Here is a 16681-nt window from a genome sequence, read left to right as displayed (position 1 = left end):
TGACTACTTTTAGTGTGGACACTTAAGTAAAAACAGTGAGTTAACACCCGCTTGGCGTTTGGTTTGGGGGCGCGGAATGACCTTGCATGTCGAAACCGGCGAGGGTTGGGCCAGGGCCAGCCTGAGCGGCGAATTGAGCATTTACACGGTGGAGCAGCTGAAAAGCGAGCTCCTGCCCTTGCTGGGGCAGGAGTCGGTGTCGTTGAGCTTCGCCGAGGTGACGGAGGTGGACGGCTGCGCCTTGCAGTTGCTGCTGGTCTTTGGCCGGCAGCTGCGGCGGCTGGAGCTGCTGGCGGACAACCCCCTGGTCAGCGAGGCCTTTCAGTTGCTGGGCGTGGCGCTGACGGCGCTGACGGCGCCGACGGCGGGAGGCGAGGATGGACTGGAGTAAGGCCAGGGCGATTTTCCTGGAGGAGTCTCGCGAGCTGTGCGACGCGCTGGAAGGCGCGCTGCTGGACCCGGCCGCCTTTCCCGCCGACGCCGAGACTTTCAACCTGCTGCTGCGCACCGCGCACACGATCAAGGGCTCCGCCGGCACCTTCGGCTTCGACGCGCTGGTGGCCTTCGCCCATGCGATGGAGAGCGTGCTGGAACGGCTGCGCGGCGGCAAGATCGCGCTGGGCGACGATCTGGTCAGCCTGCTGCTGGCCTGCAACGATCATCTGCGGCGGATGCTGGAGGCGGTGGAGGCCTCCGCGCTGGACGCGGAGCCGGCCTGGCCGGACGGCATGCCGCTGTTGCAGCGTTTGCAGCTGTTCCTGCTGGACGGGGCCCCCTGCGCGGTGGCCGGCGAGGAGGCGCTGGACGCCGCCGCCACGCCGCTGTGGCAGTTGTCGCTGCGCTTTTATCCCGATCTGTTCCGTGACGGCTTCGATCCGTTGTCCTGCCTGCGTTTCCTCAGCCAGTTGGGCACGCTGCGCGAGGTGGAGCTGGTCTGGCCGCCGCTGCCGGCCTTCGCCGACTTGGAGCCGACGGATTGCTTCATCGGCCTGGAGTTGAGCCTGGAATCCGCGGCCAGCCTGGAGCAGGTGCGCGACGTGTTCGAGTTTGTCGCCGAAGACAGCATGCTGGGCATTCTGCCGCCGCACGCGCCGCTGGCGGCCTTCCGCTCGCTGGCGGAGCGCCTGGGGGAATCGATAGAGCCGCAGCTGTCGCGCTGGCTGGCGCGCGGGGCCTTGACCGCGGCGGAGGCGGAACGGGTGCGGGAGGCGCCCTGGCTGGCGCGGCCGGAGAGCGGGCGGAGCGGGGAGCCGGGCGCCGCGGCGGGCCGGCCGGCCCGCGGCGACAGTCACTATATCCGGGTGGAGGCCGGCAAGCTGGACCGGCTGATCAACCGGGTGGGCGAACTGGTGATCGCGTCCGCCGGCACCAAGCTGATTGCGCAGAGCCGCTGCGACGCGGAGCTGCTGGAGTCGGTGGCCATCATCAACACGCTGGTGGAAAGCATACGCGACGACGCGCTGACCTTGCGCATGGTGCCGGTGGACGAGGTGTTCTGCCGGTTTCCGCGCATGGTGCGCGAGGTGTCGCGGCAGTTGGGCAAATCCATACAGCTGACGATTCAGGGCGCGGACACCGAGATCGACAAATCCATGGTGGAGCGCTTGACCGACCCGCTGATGCACTTGGTGCGCAACGCGGTGGACCACGGCCTGGAAACGGCGGCGGAGCGGCGGGAGGCGGGCAAGCCGGAAACCGGCAAGGTGGTGCTCAACGCCTTTCACGACGCCGGCTCGGTGGTGGTGGAAATCAAGGACGACGGCCGCGGCATAGACCGCGACAAGGTGCTGGCCAAGGCGCTGGAACGCGGCTTGTTGAGCGAGGGCCGGCAGTTGAGCGAGCAGGAAACCCTGCAGTTGATCTTCCTGCCCGGCTTTTCCACCGCGCATGCGTTGAGCGATCTGTCCGGCCGCGGCATGGGCCTGGACGTGGTGAAACGCAATATCGAACTCTTGCGCGGCGAGATCGAAATTTTTTCCCAGCCGGGACAGGGCGCCACGTTCCGGCTGCGGCTGCCGCTGACGCTGGCCATCATCGACGGCTTCCGGGTGGAGGTGAGCGATTCCTCGCTGGTGATGCCGCTGGACATGATGATCGAGTGCGTGGACATGCCGGAGGAGGCGATGCGGCAGAACGCGCGCCAGATCAATGTGCGCGGCGATTGGCTGCCTTTCGTGTCCTTGCGGGAGTTGTTCAATCTGCCGCCGGCCACGCAGCCGGAGTACGTGGTGATTGTGCATTACGGGGAAAACCGCGCCGGCGTGGTGGTGGACCGGCTGATGGGCGAGGTGCAGGCGGTGATCAAGCCCTTGGGCGAGATTTTCCGATCGCTGCGCGGCATCAGCGGCTCCACCATCCTGGGCAACGGCAAGCCGGCGCTGGTGCTGGACGTTCCGCAGTTGATCCACCACGCCTGCCGCCGCGAGCGGCGGCGGATTCGCCAGTCCAGCGAGGCGCAGGCGAGCGACGTCATTTAGCGCGCCGATGCGCGCCGGGAGGTAGTCATGCAGTGGTTTCACAATGCGCAGGTCAAGACCAAGCTGGGTCTGTCGTTTGGCGTGGTGCTGTGTTTCTTGTTGGCGCTGGGCTTCATCAGCTACACCGCCACGGAGCGCATCACCGGCGTGATGGTGAATCTGTTCGACAACCAGCTGACGCCGATCAAGGATATCGGCAACGCGGCGCGCAACGCGATGGCCAGCAACCGCTCCTTGTACCGCTATATCGCCGAAACCGACACCAGAACCATGGACGAGGTGGGCTTGGAAATGGCGGGGTTTGAGAAAAACATGAACGCCAGCATAGACGCCTACCGCAAGACGGACCTGACGCCGCCCGAGGTGGACGCGATACGCCGTTTCGACGCCGCCTGGGCCATTTACCAGCCCTACGCCACCGAGGTGAAGCGGCTGTCCTATACCGACCGCGGCGACGGCGAGAACAATAAGATTGCGTTGAAGCTGATGTCGGAAAAGGGCTGGCCGGCCTTCCAGGCGGTGGACGCGGTGCTGACCGAGATGGTGAACCTCAACGCCAAGCTGGCCGACAACTCCCTGGTGGAAACCAAGGCGATCAGCACGGACGCTTTGCGGGTGCTGGTGGCCATCGCGGTGGCGGCGGTGCTGCTGAGCATCGCGCTGGGGGTGATGGTGACGCGCAGCCTGCTCAAGCAATTGGGCGGCGACCCGTCCTACACCGTGCAGGTGGTGAGCCGGGTGGCGGCCGGGGATTTGTCGGTGCCGGTGAAGCTGCATCCGGACGATACTTCCAGCCTGCTGTATTCGATCAAATCCATGGCGCACCGGCTGTCCGAGACCCTGTCCGAGGTCAGCGCGATGTCGGAGGCGATAGGCTCGGCGTCCGAGGAGGTGTCGTCCACCGCCAACTCCCTGGCGCAGACTTCGTCCGAGCTGTCGTCCAGCATCGAGCAGACCAGCGCCTCGGTGGAGGAGATGGCGGCCACGGTGACGCAGAACGCCGACAATGCGCGGGTGACCGAGGGCATCGCGTCCAAATCCGCGTCCAGCGCCACCCAGGGCGGCAGCGCGGTCAGCGATATGGTGCACGCGATGAAGGAGATCGCGTCGCGGATCACGGTGATCAACGATATCGCCAACAAGACGGATCTGCTGGCCATCAACGCGGCGATCGAGGCGGCGCGCGCAGGCGAGCACGGCAAGGGCTTCGCCACGGTGGCGGTGGAGGTGAGGAAGCTGGCGGAGCGCTCCCAGGTGGCGGCCAAGGAGATAGGCGATCTGGCCAGCCGCTCGGTGAGCGTGGCGGAGAAGGCCGGCACCTTGCTGCAGGAGATGTTGCCCGGCATAGACCAGACCGCCAGCCTGGTGCAGGAGATTTCCGCGGCCTCGCGCGAGCAGCGCACCGGCATTGATCAGATCAACAGCGCGGTGACGCAGATCAGCAGCGGCATGCAGTCTTCGGCCACGTCGGCCGAGGAACTGAGCTCCACCTCCGAGGAACTGAGTTCCGCGGCGATGCAGCTGCAGGATTTGATGCAGCAGTTCAAGCTGCGCAACACCCGCGGCGGCCGCAAGTCCCGGCTGGTGCACATCGGCCACTTGCACGGCGGCAAGGCCGCGCCGCCGCCGCCGATGGACGACGATGACGATATGGATCTGACCGTGGACGAGGACAAGTTCTCCAAGTATTGAGAGGGAGGAAGACGGCGATGAGAAACAGTGACCAGCCGGCCGGCCAGGACGGCGGCGACCAGAAATTCCATTGCGTCACATTCATCCTGGGCGAGGATTTGTTCGGCATTCAGATCAACTTCATCCGGGAGATCATCGAGTTCGACGGCATCACCGAGGTGCCGATGATGCCCAACTTCGTGCGCGGCATCATCAATCTGCGCGGCGCGGTGGTGCCGGTGATCGATTTGTCGGTGCGCTTCGGCCGCGGCCAGACGGCCTTGAAGTCGTCCACCTGCGTGGCCATCCTGTCCTTGCCGGGCCTGGAGGGCGGCTACGCCGACATCGGCATTCTGCTGGATTCGGTGTGCGAGGTGCTGGAGATCCCGCAAAGCGAGATCGATCCCTCGCCCAGCTTCGGCTCCAATATCCGCAGCGACTTCATCCAGGGCATCGCCACCATCAATCAGCGCTTCGCCATTCTGCTGAATGTGCGCCAGGCGCTGTCGGTGTCCGAGCTCAGCGCGATGGCGGAGGCGGTGACCCAGCAGTTTCTGAGCGACGACATCGAGGCGCTGTAGATGTTCGCCCTGGAAGAGACGCTGGCCGCCGCGCCTTTGTTGACGGATGGGGAGTTTTTCCAGCTGCGCCGCTTCATCTACCAGACCGCCGGCATCGCCATGCCGATGAGCAAGCGTTCGCTGATCCAGTCGCGCCTGGCCAAGCGCATCCGCCATTTGCGGCTGAACAGCTACGCGGCTTACTGGCGTCTGATCTCGGACCCGGCCAATGTGACGGAGCGGCAGTACGCGATCAATCTGCTGTCCACCAATGAAACCTATTTTTTCCGCGAGCCGGAACACTTCGCCTGGCTGCGGCAAGAGGCGGCGCGGCTGCAGGGCAAGGGCGAGTTTCGGGTGTGGTCGGCGGCCTGCTCCACCGGCGAGGAGCCGTACACGGTGGCGATGATCCTGGCGGAGGCGCTGGGCCTGCTGGGCCAGTGGCGGGTGTACGCCACCGATATCAATACCCGGGTCACGCATCTGGCCCGGCGCGGGGTTTACTCGGTGGAGCGCGCGCGCAGGACGCCGCCGGAGCTGTGGCGGCGTTATTTCCTGCGCGGCCGCGACGAATACGCCGGCATGGTCAAGGTGGCGCCGGAGCTGGCGAAGAAGGTGAGTTTCGCCAATCTGAACCTGCTGCACGCGACGGACTTCAACCATAGTCATTTCGATGTGATTTTCCTGCGCAATGTGCTGATTTATTTCGACGAGGCCACCAAGCTGCGGGTTTTGCTGTCGCTGTGCGACAAGCTGCGGCAGGGCGGACATTTGATCATCGGGCATTCGGAATCCATCCGGCACCTGGCGCTGCCCTTGGCGCAGGAGGCGCCGTCGCGCTACCGGCTGGATGCCCACTTGGCGGGCGGAAGAATCGATGAGCATCAGTGTTCTGATTGTTGACGACTCCGCGGTGGCGCGGGAGATGCTGGGCCAGATGCTGGCCACCGCGCCGGACATCAAGCTGCTGGGCGCGTCGCCGGACCCCATTTACGCGATGAGCCGGATGAAGATCCGCTGGCCGGACGTGATCATCCTGGATCTGGCCATGCCGCGGATGGACGGCCTGACCTTTCTGCGCCAGGTGATGGCGGAGCGGCCCACGCCGGTGATCATCTGCTCGGCCTTGACCACCGAGGGCGCGCTGGTGTCGCTGGAGGCGATGAGCGCCGGCGCGGTGTCGGTGCTGCTCAAGCCGCTGGTCAATGCGAGGACGAATTTCGTCGAGAACGCCAAGCGGCTGGTGGAGGAGGTGTACGCGGCGGCGCGGGTGAGGGTGGAGGCCTTGAAGCAGACGTCTCCGTCCGGCTATCCGGCGCCCAAGCTGACCGCCGACGCCATTCTGGACGCGCCGCCGGAGCGCCGGCGGCCGGCGCAGGGCACGGAGCGCGTCATCGCGCTGGGCGCGTCCACCGGCGGCACCCAGGCGCTGGAGTTCCTGTTGCAGCGGCTGCCGCCGCATTGCCCGGGCATGGTGGTGGTGCAGCATATGCCTGAGGGCTTCACTTCCATCTTCGCCGGCCGGCTCAACCAGCTGGCCCAGGTGGAGGTGAGGGAGGCGAAGAACGGCGACGTGCTCAGCGCCGGCACGGTGCTGATTGCGCCGGGAGGCCAGCATCTGCTCTTGCATCGCCGGCAGAAGCAGTTTGTCGCGGAGGTCAAGGGCGGGCCGCCGGTGTCGCGGCACCGGCCGTCGGTGGATGTGTTGTTCCGCTCGGTGGCGGTGAGCGCCGGGGCCAACGCGGTGGGCGTGATCCTTACCGGCATGGGCGACGACGGCGCGCGCGGCATGCGCGAGATGCACGACGCCGGCGCGCGCACGCTGGCCCAGGACGAGGCGTCCTGCGTGGTGTTCGGCATGCCGCAGGCGGCCATCGCCCGTGGCGGGGTGGACGAGGTGATGTCTCTGGAGCGCCTGGCGCGGCTGTTGCAGGGTCTGCGCGCCTGAGAACCTGTCCATGGTCCGCCGCGCGGCGGCGGACGCGGCCCTCAAGATAGATACAGATTCGATAGGTGTTTTTACGTAAATACCGATGCTTGCCGGCGTCTATTTGTAAAAAACCTTTTAAAAACAAAGCCGGCGCGGGTCGCTTCACCTCGAGAAAAAGCGATTATGCACTTGCTATGTGCAAACTACCAAAGCCAGTCGCATTGATTCGCGTTTAATTGGCGTTATCATCACTTTCCATATTCAGCGCTCGCCGCCGCACTGGGCCGCTTGTCCCGGCGCGCCGCCGCCTGTCTATCTTTCCCCGCCCGCTCCGCACCACTTCGCGGCGCCGTCATCGTCTCTTGTCGATTACTGCCTGATCCACTGCCTGGACCTGCGGCGCCGGTCCGGCGCGCTCCGGATGCGCCGCCGGCGGCGGGGAGCCGTTTTTGGAATGAATGTCGAAGGAATGCATCCGTATGAGTGTCTTGAACAAGGACTGGGGCTTGCGGGCCAAACTATCCGCCGCTTTTACTCTGGTGAGCCTGCTGATCGTGGCGGTTTATTCGATCTACGCTTATCGCAGCACGGTCGACTCCGAAATGAAGGGCGTGGATCAGACCCTGCTGACCGCCGCCTACGCGGCGCGCCAGATGGTGGGCGAGAACTTCCACGACCAATTGCCGGACAGCAACCCCAATAGCCAGGTCACCACCAAGCAGCTGACCGATTTTGCGCGCGACAGCGGTCTGGCCTACGCCTATTCCACCATTCAGCGCGGCGGCCGCGTGTTGTACACCAGTTCTTCCGCCAGCCCCGACGAGGTGAAGTCCGGCCAGTACCAACAGTGGTTCCTGGCGGAATACAAGGATGTGCCGGCCGGCCTGGCCGCGGCCTTGCGCAGCGGCTCCACCCAGTTTGAGGAATACCAGGGCGAGTTCGGCCTGTTCCGCTCGGTGTTCGTGCCCTTCACCTCGGCCAGCGGCATGCGCTACGTGGTGGGGGTGGACACGTCCTTGCAAAAAGTGGAGGCCTTGCGCACCCAGGTGCTGTGGCAAAGCGGCGCGGTGGGCCTGGGCCTGCTGCTGATGTCTCAGCTGGCGGCCCTGTTGCTGGCCAACCGCATGGTGCAGCCGGTGAACGAGTTGAACGTGGCCCTGCAGCAACTGGCCGGCGGCGACTGGAACCTGGTGCGCAGCATGCCGGTGCGCAGCCGCGACGAAGTGGGCCGCATCGCGTCCTCCTTCAACACCTTCATGGCGGCCCTGCGTGAGCGCTTGCTGGAGATCCGCGGCGAATCCGACGCGGTGCAGAGCGAATCCCAGCACATCGATCAGCTGGTGGGCGGCGTGGCCGCGCGTTCCGGCCAGCAGGCCGAGGACGTGCGCGGCAGCGCGGCGGCGGTGGAGGAGCTGGCGGTGAGCATCGCCCATGTCTCGGAAATCGCCGAGGACGCGGCCACGCTGATGTCTTCGTTCGAAGGCCAGACCCAGACCACGGTGCAATACATCCAGAACGCGGTGGAAGGCATGCGGACGGTGCAGCAGGAAGTGACCCAACTGGCAGGCAAGCTGGATCAGCTGGATTCGCGCACCAATGAGATCAATATGATTGTGGCGGTGATCAAGGACATCGCCGATCAGACCAATCTGCTGGCCTTGAACGCGGCGATCGAGGCGGCGCGGGCCGGCGAGCAGGGCCGCGGTTTCGCGGTGGTGGCGGACGAGGTGCGCAAGCTGTCTGAACGCACCGCCAACGCCACGGTGGAGATCGGCTCGATGATCGCTTCGGTGCAGCAGGATTCGGCCTCCGCCATCTCCGGCATGCGCGCGGCGGTGGACCGCGTGGACGCCAGCGTCAATCACGCCGGCGAGGCGCAGGACACTTTGCAGGGTTTCTCGGTGCAGATCCAGGGCGTGTCGCGCGGCATGGGCGATATCTCGGCGGCGGTGCGCGAGCAGGCCAACGCTTCGCAGCACCTGGCCGGCAGCGTGGAGTCGGTCAGCAGCTCGGCCGAGGAAAACCGGCTGGCGGCGGAAGAGGCTCAGCAGGGCGTGGTCAATCTGTTGGAGCGCGGGGTGTCTTTGCGCGGCGTGGTACAGCAGTTCACGCTCTAAGAACCTGTTCAATGTCTGCTGCGCTTCGGCGATACGGTGTTGAAAACAACTTCGAAATGCTCATGTACCGTATGTACATTCCGCTTTCTCTGCTGTTTTCGCCTTGTCTCGCTCTTGCTCGCGAGACTTTGAACAGGCTCTAAGCCATGGCGCGGCGCAGGGTCGCCATGCGCACGCAACCGCCCTCGGGCGGTTTTCTTTTTGCCAGATAAATGACATTGGCGTAAAGTGGCTTGTCGTCCTAAAGGAAGGAGGCGGGTCATGGAGCGGGAGCTGTCGTTGTCTCATGCCGGCGCGGACCCGGCGCGCGGTCCTTTGATCATCGTGGCGTCCAGCGGCACCGGCGGGGACATACAGCCCTTCGTCGCGCTGGCGCGCGGCTTGAGCGAGCGCGGCCACCGGGTGCGGATGCTGGCGCCGGCCTTGCAGGAGGAAGCGGCGCGGGCGGCCGGCCTGCCGTACTGGCTGTTCGGCAGCGTCGAGCGGGAACAGGCGGCGTTGGACAACCCCGATCTATGGCATGAGCGCAAGAGCTGGGGCGTGCTCTGGGATAGCCTGGCGCCGGATCTGGACGCCTTGCGGGAGCGGGTGAGGGATCTGCCGGCGGATGAGGACTGCGTGGTCTTGTGCCACCCCGTCCTGGTGCCGATGGCGGCGCTGGCGCGAGCGGCGCGGCCGGATTTGCGCATTGTGACGGCCTATCTCGCGCCGTCCAATCTGTGCAGCCGCCACGACCTGCTCACCCTGGGCTCCTTGCGGATTCCCGGCTGGCTGCCGCCGGCCGGAGCCGGCCTGCTGTGGTGGGCGCTGCATCGCTGGTTCAACGCCCAGACCTTGCCCAGTCTGAACGCGGCGCGCGCACAGCGCGGCCTGCCGGCGGAGCCGCATTTTTTCGAGCATATGCTGAGAGCCCCCAGCGCCTCGATAGGTCTGTTTCCCCGCTGGTTCGCCGCCTTGCAGCCGGATTGGCCGCGGCCGTTCTTCGAAGGGGATTTCCTGCTGCCCGCCGCGCAGCGGGGCGCGGGGCTGTCCGCCGAGCTGGAGGCCTTTCTGGCCGCCGGCGATGCGCCCGTCGTGTTCACGCCGGGCACCGGCCATCGGCACGCCGCGGCCTTCTTCGACGCCGCGCTGCGGGCCTTGCGGCGGCTGGGCCGGCGCGGGATTTTCGTCACGCCGCACGCGGCGCAGTTGCCGCCGGCTTTGCCGGCCGATGTGCTGTGGCAGGCGCACGCGCCTTTCGCCGCGCTGTTGCCGCGGGCGGCGGCGCTGACGCATCACGGCGGCGTCAGCACCATGGCGGACGCGATGCGCGCCGGGATCCCGCAATTGATCGTGCCTTACGCCTACGATCAGTTCGACAACGGCCAGCGCGCCAAGCGCCTGGGCGTGGCCGAGGTCTTGCACGCGCAGTGCGTGTCCGCGGGGAGAATGGAGCGTTTGTTGGCGCGCTTATTGGCCGAGCCGGGCCCAGGCCCGGCCTGCCGCGAGCTGGCCTTGCGCATGGCGGCCGGCGCGGAAGCGACGCGGGCGCTGTTGGACGGCGTGGAGGAGGCCTTGTTGGGACGGGCTGAGCGCGGGGCGGAAAGCGCTAGCGCGACGCCGGCGCTGGCGCCGGGCTAGCGAGCGCTTGGGAGGCGCTTAGAAGGTGTTTACGATCTCGCGAGCAAGAGCGAGGCAAGGCGTTGCGGCTGAGAAAGCGGAATGTACGCGTGGTACATGAGCATTTCGAGGACGGCACTCATCGCACAATCTCTCTACCGACGCGCCGCAGATCGTAAACAGGTTCTTAGAAGGTGTTTACGATCTCGCGAGCAAGAGCGAGACAAGGCGTTGTGGCTGAGAAAGCGGAATGTACAAGCGGTACATGAGCATTTCGAGGACGGCACTCATCGCACAATGTCTCTACCGACGCGCAGCAGATCGTAAACAGCTTCTTAGCTGAACAGCGTGCGCGCGCCCTCGTAACGGGCGGCGAAATAGCTATTGTCCAGCCGCGCCACGCGGATGGAGCTGTTGGTGCGCGGCGCGTGCACGAACTTGCCGTCGCCGATGAAGATGCCCATATGCGAGAACGGGCGGTTCATGGTGTTGAAGAACACCAGGTCGCCGACCCGCATCCGGCTGTCCGGGATGGGCCGCGCCACGCCGGCGATCTCGGCCGCGGTGCGCGGCAGCGTGACGCCGACGGCGTTCTGGTAGATGTAGCCGACCATGCCGCTGCAATCCAGGCCGGCCTCGGGGTTGGTGCCGCCGAACTTGTAGTCCAGGCCCAGCAGGCCCAGCGTATAGATCAGGATTTCCCGGCTGGCGCCGTCGGCCTTCAGCCCGGACAGGCTGAGGTCGCCGGAAGGGCGGGGCTTGCGGCCGCCGGCCACCTTGGAGGGCGTGGTGCCGCAGGCGGCCAGCAGGCCGGCCAGCGACAGCAGCGCGGCGCCGCGCAGCAGCGCGCGGCGGTCCAACGGCGAAGAGGGCGAAGGCGGCAGGGTTTTGCTCATTGTTGCTTTGACTCCAGTTCTTCCCAGCGCGCCAGCTTGTCCATCAGCAATTCGTCGATTTCCTCCACCCGGCGCTGCCAGGCGATGGCCTCCTTGGGCGTGTCGCGGTAGCAGTTGGGGTCCAGCAATTGCTGATTCAGGCTGGCTTGCTCGGTTTCCAGCGCGGCGATCTCGTCCGGCAGCGCGGCGAGCTCTCGCGTCTCATTGTAGGACAGTTTATTGCGCGCGGACTTGGGCTTGTCCTTGGGTTTTTCCTGCGGGGCCGAGGCGTCCCGCGGCTTCTCCGCCGGCTTCATCGCCGCCATGCGCGCCTTGGTGTCGATCCAGTCCTGGTAGCCGCCCGGATACTCTTCCAGCCGGCCGTCGCCTTCGAAGGCGATCACCTGGGTGACCACGTTGTCCAGGAAGGCGCGGTCGTGGCTGACCAGGAACACGGTTCCCGAGTATTGAGCGATCACGTCTTCCAGAAGTTCCAGCGTGTCGATGTCCAGGTCGTTGGTGGGCTCGTCCAGCACCAGCACATTGGCCGGCCGGGTGAACAGCCGGGCCAGCAGCAGGCGGTTGCGTTCGCCGCCGGACAGCGAGCGCACCGGGCTGCGCGCGCGCTGCGGCGAGAACAGGAAGTCTTCCAGATAGCTCATCACGTGTTTCTTTACGCCGCCGATTTCAACGAAGTCGTTGCCCTGGCTGATGATGTCGGCGACGCTGGTTTCCTCGTCCAGCTGTTCGCGGAACTGGTCGAAGTAGGCGATCTCCAGCTTGCTGCCCTGCTTGACGCTGCCGCTGTCCGCGTCCAGCTGGCCCAGAATCAGCTTGAGCAGCGTGGTCTTGCCGGCGCCGTTGGGGCCGATCAGGCCGATCTTGTCGCCGCGCAGGATGCGGGTGGTGAAGTCGCGGATCAGGGTCTTGCCCTCGAAGCCCTTGCCGACGTGTTCCAGCTCCGCCACCAGCTTGCCGGAGCGTTCGCCGGCGTCCAGCTGGAAGTTGACCTGGCCCACGCGCTCGCGCCGCGCCGAGCGCTCGCGGCGGATGGCCTCCAGCCGGCGCACCCGGCCTTCGTTGCGGGTGCGGCGCGCCTCGATGCCCTTGCGGATCCACACCTCTTCCTGGGCGTGGAATTTGTCGAAGATGCGGTTTTGCTCTTCCTCGACGGCCAGTTCTTCCGCCTTGCGCACATGGTAGCTGGAGAAGCTGCCCGGGTAGCTGCGCAGCAGGCCGCGGTCCAGTTCCACGATGCGGGTGGCCACATTGTCCAGGAAGCGGCGGTCGTGGGTGATCAAGAGCACGCTGCCGCCGTAGTTCTTGATCAGGGTTTCCAGCCATTCGATGGCGGACACGTCCAGGTGGTTGGTGGGTTCGTCCAGCAGCAGCACGTCGGGCCTGGCGGCCAGCGCGCGCGCCAGCGCCACGCGTTTTTTCCAGCCGCCGGACAGCTCCTCGATCCGCGCGTCCGGGTTCAGGCCCAGATGGGACAGGGTGGAGGAGATCAGCGCGTCGAACTGCCAGCCGCCGCGGGCCTCCAGCTCGTGCTGGATGTGCTCCATCCGCGCCAGCGCCTGTTCGTGGTCGGCGTCGGCCTGGGTCAGCTGATGGGTGACTTGGTGGTATTCGGTGAGCAGGCTTTTCAGTTCGCCCAGGCCTTCGGCCACGGCTTCGAACACCGTGTGTTCCGGCGCCAGCTCAGGCTCTTGCGGCACATAGGCCACTTTGACGTCGCCCTTGATGTTGACGCGGCCGTCGTCCAGCGCCACCGCGCCGGCCACGCTCTTGAGCAGCGAGGACTTGCCGGCGCCGTTGCGGCCGATCAGGCCGACCACTTCGCCCGGTTCCAGCGCGAAATCGACGTTATCCAGCAATGCGTGGTGACCAAAAGCCAGGCAGGCTTTTTCGACGGTAATCAGAGCCATGGTGCGTGTTGTTTTCTGTATGGAAAGTTGGGCGGATTGTAACATGGGCTTCACCTTTCCACGCTTAGCGCCGCGCGGTTTGTGCTGTTACAATGCCGGCCAAACTTGAATGAAAGGCATGCTATGTACTTCGTTGACCGCTCGGTGGCCGTGATCAAACCGAAACAACCGTTCCTGGACTGGCTGAACCAGGCCCCGGACAACGACATGGATCTGGCGCTGGACAGCCTGCGCACCGACTGCACCGTGATCCTGCTGCCGGAGTTCGACGAGCCGGAAGAGGGCGTCGCCTACATCGACGAAATCTACGAACAATTGTTCAAGATGGAACTGGCGTCCTGGTACGAGGACGAAGACACATGGCCCAAGGATCTGTCCTTGAAAGCCTTCTGGGAATGGTTCGACGTGGAGATCCACTCCACGGTGATAGACAGCGTGGACGCCGACATCAGCAACACCCCGGCGCTGGATCTCTAAACCATGAACCGGCGGCCCCGGCTGGAGCCCTTCGGCTTCGAGCTGAGGCCTTCGCGCCTTTGGCTGGCGCTGACGGTTTCCGCCGCCGCGCTGCTGGCCTGGGCGGTGATCCGCCATCTGCCGCCCATCTGGCTGGCCTTGTTGCCGGCCGAGGTCTTCTTGCTTATGCGGGCGCTGCGCGCCGACGGCTGGGGCGACGCTGGCCGTTTCCGGCGGCTGGAAGTGGACGGCCTGGGGCGGCTGAGCGTGTGGCGCGAAGCCGCGCTGCCGGCGCAGGCCTTGGACGATTGCTTCGTCACCCCTTGGCTGACGATATTGAATGTGCGCATCGGCGGCCGCCGGCGCGCCTTGATGGTGTGGCCGGATTCGGCGCCGGCGGACGGCCGCCGCCGCTTGCGGACTTATTTGCTGTGGTTTCAAGCCGCGGACGACACTGAGACGAAATGACTGGACACAAGACTCTGGCCGAGTGGCTGAGCTGGCAGGAAAGCCTGCACGCCACCGCCATCGATATGGGCCTGGCCCGCGTGGAGCGGGTGCGCGCCGCGATGAAACTGCAACCGTCCTGCCCGGTGGTGATGGTGGCCGGCACCAACGGCAAGGGCTCGGTCTGCGCGATGCTGTCCGCCATGCTGCATTGCGCCGGCTTCAAGGTGGGCACTTACACCTCTCCCCACATCCTGCGTTACAACGAGCGCATCGCCATCGATCTGGCGCCCGCCAGCGATGAGCGCATCGTCGCCAGCTTCGAGGCGATAGACGCCGCGCGCGGCGACACCTCGCTGACGTATTTCGAGTTCGGCACCCTGGCGGCGGTGCACAGCTTCGTCGCCGAAAAAGTGGACGTGATCGTGCTGGAGGTGGGCCTGGGCGGACGCCTGGACGCGGTCAACATCTTCGAGCCGGACGTGTCGGTGGTGGTCAGCGTGGACATAGACCACCAGGCCATCCTGGGCGACAACCGCGAGGACATCGGCTTTGAGAAAGCCGGCGTCTACCGCGCCGGCAAGCCGGCCTTGTGCGCGGACCCGAATCCGCCGGCCAGGCTGATCGAGCACGCGCGCGCCATCGGCGCGGACCTGAAGCTGTACGGGCCGGACTTCGGCTATCAGCGCATGGACAATCAATGGTCCTTCCACATGGGCGACGCCCATCGCCACGCCTTGCCCTTGCCGGCGCTGCGCGGCGGCTATCAGATGGTCAACGCCTCGGCGGCGCTGGCCGTGCTGGAGTGCTTGAAGCCGCGGCTGCCGGTGAACCTGGGCGCGGTCAAGCGCGGCCTGCTGGAAGTGGAGTGGCCGGGCCGTTTCCAGGTGCTGCCGGGCCGTCCGGCGGTGGTGCTGGACGTGGGCCACAATCCGCACGCGGTCAAGGCGATGACGGCCAGCCTGAAACAGCTGCCGTTCGCCCGCAACCGGCTGGCGGTGTTCTCCATGCTGGAAGACAAGGACCTGGAACAGGTGGCGGCCTTGGCGCGCGAGGAGTTCGACGCCTGGTTCGTCGGCGGCCTCGACATGCCCCGCGGCCAGAGCGGCGAACGCATCGCCGCCAGGCTGGCGGAAATGGGCGTTGAGAGGGTGCAATCCTTCGCCACCGTGGCGCAAGCCTGGTCGGCGGCCTTATCGCAGGCGGAGGAGAGTGATAGAATTGTCGTTTTTGGTTCCTTCCACACCGTTGCCGAGGTGATGGAAGCCCGGCAACACCCGGCTTGAGGAAAGCATGGCTTTATCCACCCACGAGGAGTTGATCCTGTTGCGCAAGCGCGCCAGACGCCGTCTGGTGGGCGCTGTCGTCTTGGTTACCGTCGCCACCGTCGTTTTGTGGAACGTGGTGGGACGCCTGCCCGAGCAGCAGATGAAGCCGGAGTCCATAGAAGTGCTGGGCGCGGGCGCTTCCGCGCCGGCCGCCAATCACGCCGAAGCGCCGGCGGGCGCCTTGCCGCCGCCGGCCCAGCCGTCCGCGGCCTCCGCCGCGCTGGCCGAAGTCTCGCCCGCGGCCAAGCCCGGCGCCACCGAACTGGCGGCCAATCTGTCCACGATGACGCCGGCGATGCCGGCCGCGCAGCCGGCCCCCGCGGCGAAACCCGAGCCCAAGCCGGAAGTCAAACCGGAGCCCAAGCCGGAGGCCAAGCCCAAACCCGAACACAAGCCGGAGCCGAAACCGGCCAAGCCCGAGCATAAAAAGCCCGAAATCAAGCTGGACGAAAAGCCGGCCCGCAAGCCGGACCCGGCGGCTATCCTGGAAGGACGCTTCGATTCGCTGGACAAGCCGGCGGCGAAGAAAGAGGAGCCGGCGGCCAAGGGCGAGAGCAAATCGGTGATCCAGCTGGCGGCGCTGTCGGACCCGGACAAGGCCGACGCCTTGAAGTCCAAGCTGTCGTCGATAGGCGTGTCCGCGCATTTCAGCAAGGTGCAGACCAGCAAGGGCGAGGTGACCCGGGTGCGGGTGGGCCCGTTCAACAGCCGCGCCGAGGCGCAAGCCACCTTGCAGAAGCTGGCCAAGGCCGGCGTTAACGGCATTATCGTGACCAAGTAGCCGTCATGACCATCTTCGACTATATTGCCATCGCCATCATCGCCGGTTCCATCCTGGTGGCGATGATGCGCGGCCTGGTGGCCGAAGTGCTGTCGCTGGGCTCCTGGCTGATCGCCTTCTGGTGCGCCAAGCAGTTTTCGCCGGTGGTGTCGGCGTTTTTGCCCGGCGAATTGAGTTCGGAAGGCTTGCGGCTGGTGGCCGGTTTCGTGGCGGTGTTTTTCCTGGCCTGGCTGGCCACGGCCTTGCTGCGGGTCACGCTGACCGGCATGCTGGACAGCGTGGGGCTGGGCGGGGTCAATCGATTGTTCGGGGCGGTGTTCGGCCTGGCTCGCGGGCTGGTGCTGGTGACGGCCCTGGTTTTGGTGGGCGGCTTGAGCGATCTGCCGCGACAACCCATGTGGAGGAATGCCGTGCTCTCGGCGCCATTTGAATCGGTGGCCTTATCATTAAGGCCCTGGTTACCGGCGATGCTGGCCGATAACCTCCACTACACCGGGTAGCTGGTGAACAAG

15 protein-coding genes are annotated in these 16681 nt (G+C 65.8%); 13 read left to right on the top strand and 2 right to left on the bottom strand.

What is annotated here, in order from left to right; translation table 11 throughout:
• The first annotated feature begins 76 nt into the window (after positions 1 to 76).
• From JC616_RS11910 to JC616_RS11875, 8 genes are all read left to right on the top strand, one after another.
• Positions 77 to 391 carry an STAS domain-containing protein gene (locus JC616_RS11910; RefSeq protein ID WP_227108473.1) on the top strand — a complete coding sequence of 105 codons (315 nt, stop codon included), beginning with the start codon at positions 77 to 79 and terminating at the stop codon, positions 389 to 391.
• Complete coding sequence (locus JC616_RS11905; RefSeq protein WP_227108472.1) at positions 378 to 2477, top strand: chemotaxis protein CheA; 2100 nt, start codon at positions 378 to 380, stop codon at positions 2475 to 2477. The genes JC616_RS11910 and JC616_RS11905 overlap by 14 nt, the downstream gene beginning before the upstream one ends.
• Positions 2478 to 2504: 27 nt before the next feature.
• Positions 2505 to 4169, top strand: coding sequence for a methyl-accepting chemotaxis protein (locus JC616_RS11900; RefSeq protein WP_227108471.1), 1665 nt, complete (start codon positions 2505 to 2507; stop codon positions 4167 to 4169).
• 17 nt (positions 4170 to 4186) lie between these two features.
• The gene (locus JC616_RS11895; protein WP_107799073.1) at positions 4187 to 4729 is read left to right on the top strand and encodes a chemotaxis protein CheW; all 543 of its coding nucleotides are present in this window, start codon (positions 4187 to 4189) and stop codon (positions 4727 to 4729) included.
• On the top strand, positions 4730 to 5611 hold the full coding sequence (locus JC616_RS11890; protein WP_227108470.1) for a CheR family methyltransferase: 882 nt from the start codon (positions 4730 to 4732) through the stop codon (positions 5609 to 5611).
• Positions 5586 to 6656 (top strand): protein-glutamate methylesterase/protein-glutamine glutaminase, encoded by a 1071-nt coding sequence (locus JC616_RS11885; protein ID WP_227108469.1) that lies wholly within the window; start codon positions 5586 to 5588, stop codon positions 6654 to 6656. The genes JC616_RS11890 and JC616_RS11885 overlap by 26 nt, the downstream gene beginning before the upstream one ends.
• 461 nt (positions 6657 to 7117) lie before the next feature.
• Entirely contained in the window at positions 7118 to 8755 is a 1638-nt protein-coding gene (locus JC616_RS11880; RefSeq protein WP_227108468.1) for a methyl-accepting chemotaxis protein, read from the top strand.
• Positions 8756 to 9016: 261 nt separating this feature from the next.
• Entirely contained in the window at positions 9017 to 10375 is a 1359-nt protein-coding gene (locus JC616_RS11875) for a nucleotide disphospho-sugar-binding domain-containing protein (protein WP_227108466.1), read from the top strand.
• Between the two features lie 314 nt (positions 10376 to 10689).
• On the opposite strand, the gene JC616_RS11870 is transcribed toward JC616_RS11875, so the two are convergent.
• Entirely contained in the window at positions 10690 to 11250 is a 561-nt protein-coding gene (locus tag JC616_RS11870) for a C40 family peptidase (RefSeq protein ID WP_081549764.1), read from the bottom strand.
• Positions 11247 to 13157, bottom strand: a complete 1911-nt coding sequence (locus tag JC616_RS11865) for an ATP-binding cassette domain-containing protein (protein WP_107799078.1) — start codon at positions 13155 to 13157, stop codon at positions 11247 to 11249. Before JC616_RS11865 ends, JC616_RS11870 begins: the two co-directional genes overlap by 4 nt.
• 123 nt (positions 13158 to 13280) lie before the next feature.
• On the opposite strand from JC616_RS11865, the gene JC616_RS11860 reads away from it, so the two are divergent.
• The 5 genes from JC616_RS11860 to JC616_RS11840 are packed head-to-tail and all read left to right on the top strand — an operon-like array spanning position 13281 to position 16669.
• On the top strand, positions 13281 to 13634 hold the full coding sequence (locus tag JC616_RS11860; protein ID WP_107799079.1) for a hypothetical protein: 354 nt from the start codon (positions 13281 to 13283) through the stop codon (positions 13632 to 13634).
• Positions 13635 to 13637: 3 nt separating this feature from the next.
• A complete protein-coding gene (locus JC616_RS11855; protein ID WP_227108464.1) occupies positions 13638 to 14081 on the top strand; it encodes a protein YgfX in 444 nt (147 codons plus the stop codon).
• Positions 14078 to 15346: a bifunctional tetrahydrofolate synthase/dihydrofolate synthase gene (gene folC, locus JC616_RS11850; RefSeq protein ID WP_107799081.1), complete on the top strand. Its 1269-nt coding sequence runs from the start codon at positions 14078 to 14080 to the stop codon at positions 15344 to 15346. Before JC616_RS11855 ends, folC begins: the two co-directional genes overlap by 4 nt.
• Before the next feature lie 7 nt (positions 15347 to 15353).
• Entirely contained in the window at positions 15354 to 16169 is an 816-nt protein-coding gene (locus tag JC616_RS11845) for an SPOR domain-containing protein (protein ID WP_227108463.1), read from the top strand.
• 5 nt (positions 16170 to 16174) lie between these two features.
• A complete protein-coding gene (locus JC616_RS11840) occupies positions 16175 to 16669 on the top strand; it encodes a CvpA family protein (RefSeq protein WP_048415279.1) in 495 nt (164 codons plus the stop codon).
• Positions 16670 to 16681: the final 12 nt, after the last annotated feature.

The sequence above is a fragment of the Chromobacterium rhizoryzae genome (genome assembly GCF_020544465.1).
Taxonomy (GTDB): domain Bacteria; phylum Pseudomonadota; class Gammaproteobacteria; order Burkholderiales; family Chromobacteriaceae; genus Chromobacterium.
Note: the sequence above shows the minus strand (reverse complement) of the source record. Positions and strands in the feature narration are given on the sequence as shown.

What these genes read in the sequence shown, in the direction of transcription:
- JC616_RS11875 (WP_227108466.1), top strand. Translation starts at nt 9,017, where the DNA reads ATGGAGCGGGAGCTGTCGTTGTCTCATGCCGGCGCGGACCCGGCGCGC.
- JC616_RS11840 (WP_048415279.1), top strand. Translation starts at nt 16,175, where the DNA reads ATGACCATCTTCGACTATATTGCCATCGCCATCATCGCCGGTTCCATC.
- JC616_RS11900 (WP_227108471.1), top strand. Translation starts at nt 2,505, where the DNA reads ATGCAGTGGTTTCACAATGCGCAGGTCAAGACCAAGCTGGGTCTGTCG.
- JC616_RS11880 (WP_227108468.1), top strand. Translation starts at nt 7,118, where the DNA reads ATGAGTGTCTTGAACAAGGACTGGGGCTTGCGGGCCAAACTATCCGCC.
- JC616_RS11845 (WP_227108463.1), top strand. Translation starts at nt 15,354, where the DNA reads ATGGCTTTATCCACCCACGAGGAGTTGATCCTGTTGCGCAAGCGCGCC.
- folC (WP_107799081.1), top strand. Translation starts at nt 14,078, where the DNA reads ATGACTGGACACAAGACTCTGGCCGAGTGGCTGAGCTGGCAGGAAAGC.
- JC616_RS11890 (WP_227108470.1), top strand. Translation starts at nt 4,730, where the DNA reads ATGTTCGCCCTGGAAGAGACGCTGGCCGCCGCGCCTTTGTTGACGGAT.
- JC616_RS11910 (WP_227108473.1), top strand. Translation starts at nt 77, where the DNA reads ATGACCTTGCATGTCGAAACCGGCGAGGGTTGGGCCAGGGCCAGCCTG.
- JC616_RS11865 (WP_107799078.1), bottom strand. Translation starts at nt 13,157, where the DNA reads ATGGCTCTGATTACCGTCGAAAAAGCCTGCCTGGCTTTTGGTCACCAC.
- JC616_RS11855 (WP_227108464.1), top strand. Translation starts at nt 13,638, where the DNA reads ATGAACCGGCGGCCCCGGCTGGAGCCCTTCGGCTTCGAGCTGAGGCCT.
- JC616_RS11885 (WP_227108469.1), top strand. Translation starts at nt 5,586, where the DNA reads ATGAGCATCAGTGTTCTGATTGTTGACGACTCCGCGGTGGCGCGGGAG.
- JC616_RS11895 (WP_107799073.1), top strand. Translation starts at nt 4,187, where the DNA reads ATGAGAAACAGTGACCAGCCGGCCGGCCAGGACGGCGGCGACCAGAAA.
- JC616_RS11870 (WP_081549764.1), bottom strand. Translation starts at nt 11,250, where the DNA reads ATGAGCAAAACCCTGCCGCCTTCGCCCTCTTCGCCGTTGGACCGCCGC.
- JC616_RS11860 (WP_107799079.1), top strand. Translation starts at nt 13,281, where the DNA reads ATGTACTTCGTTGACCGCTCGGTGGCCGTGATCAAACCGAAACAACCG.
- JC616_RS11905 (WP_227108472.1), top strand. Translation starts at nt 378, where the DNA reads ATGGACTGGAGTAAGGCCAGGGCGATTTTCCTGGAGGAGTCTCGCGAG.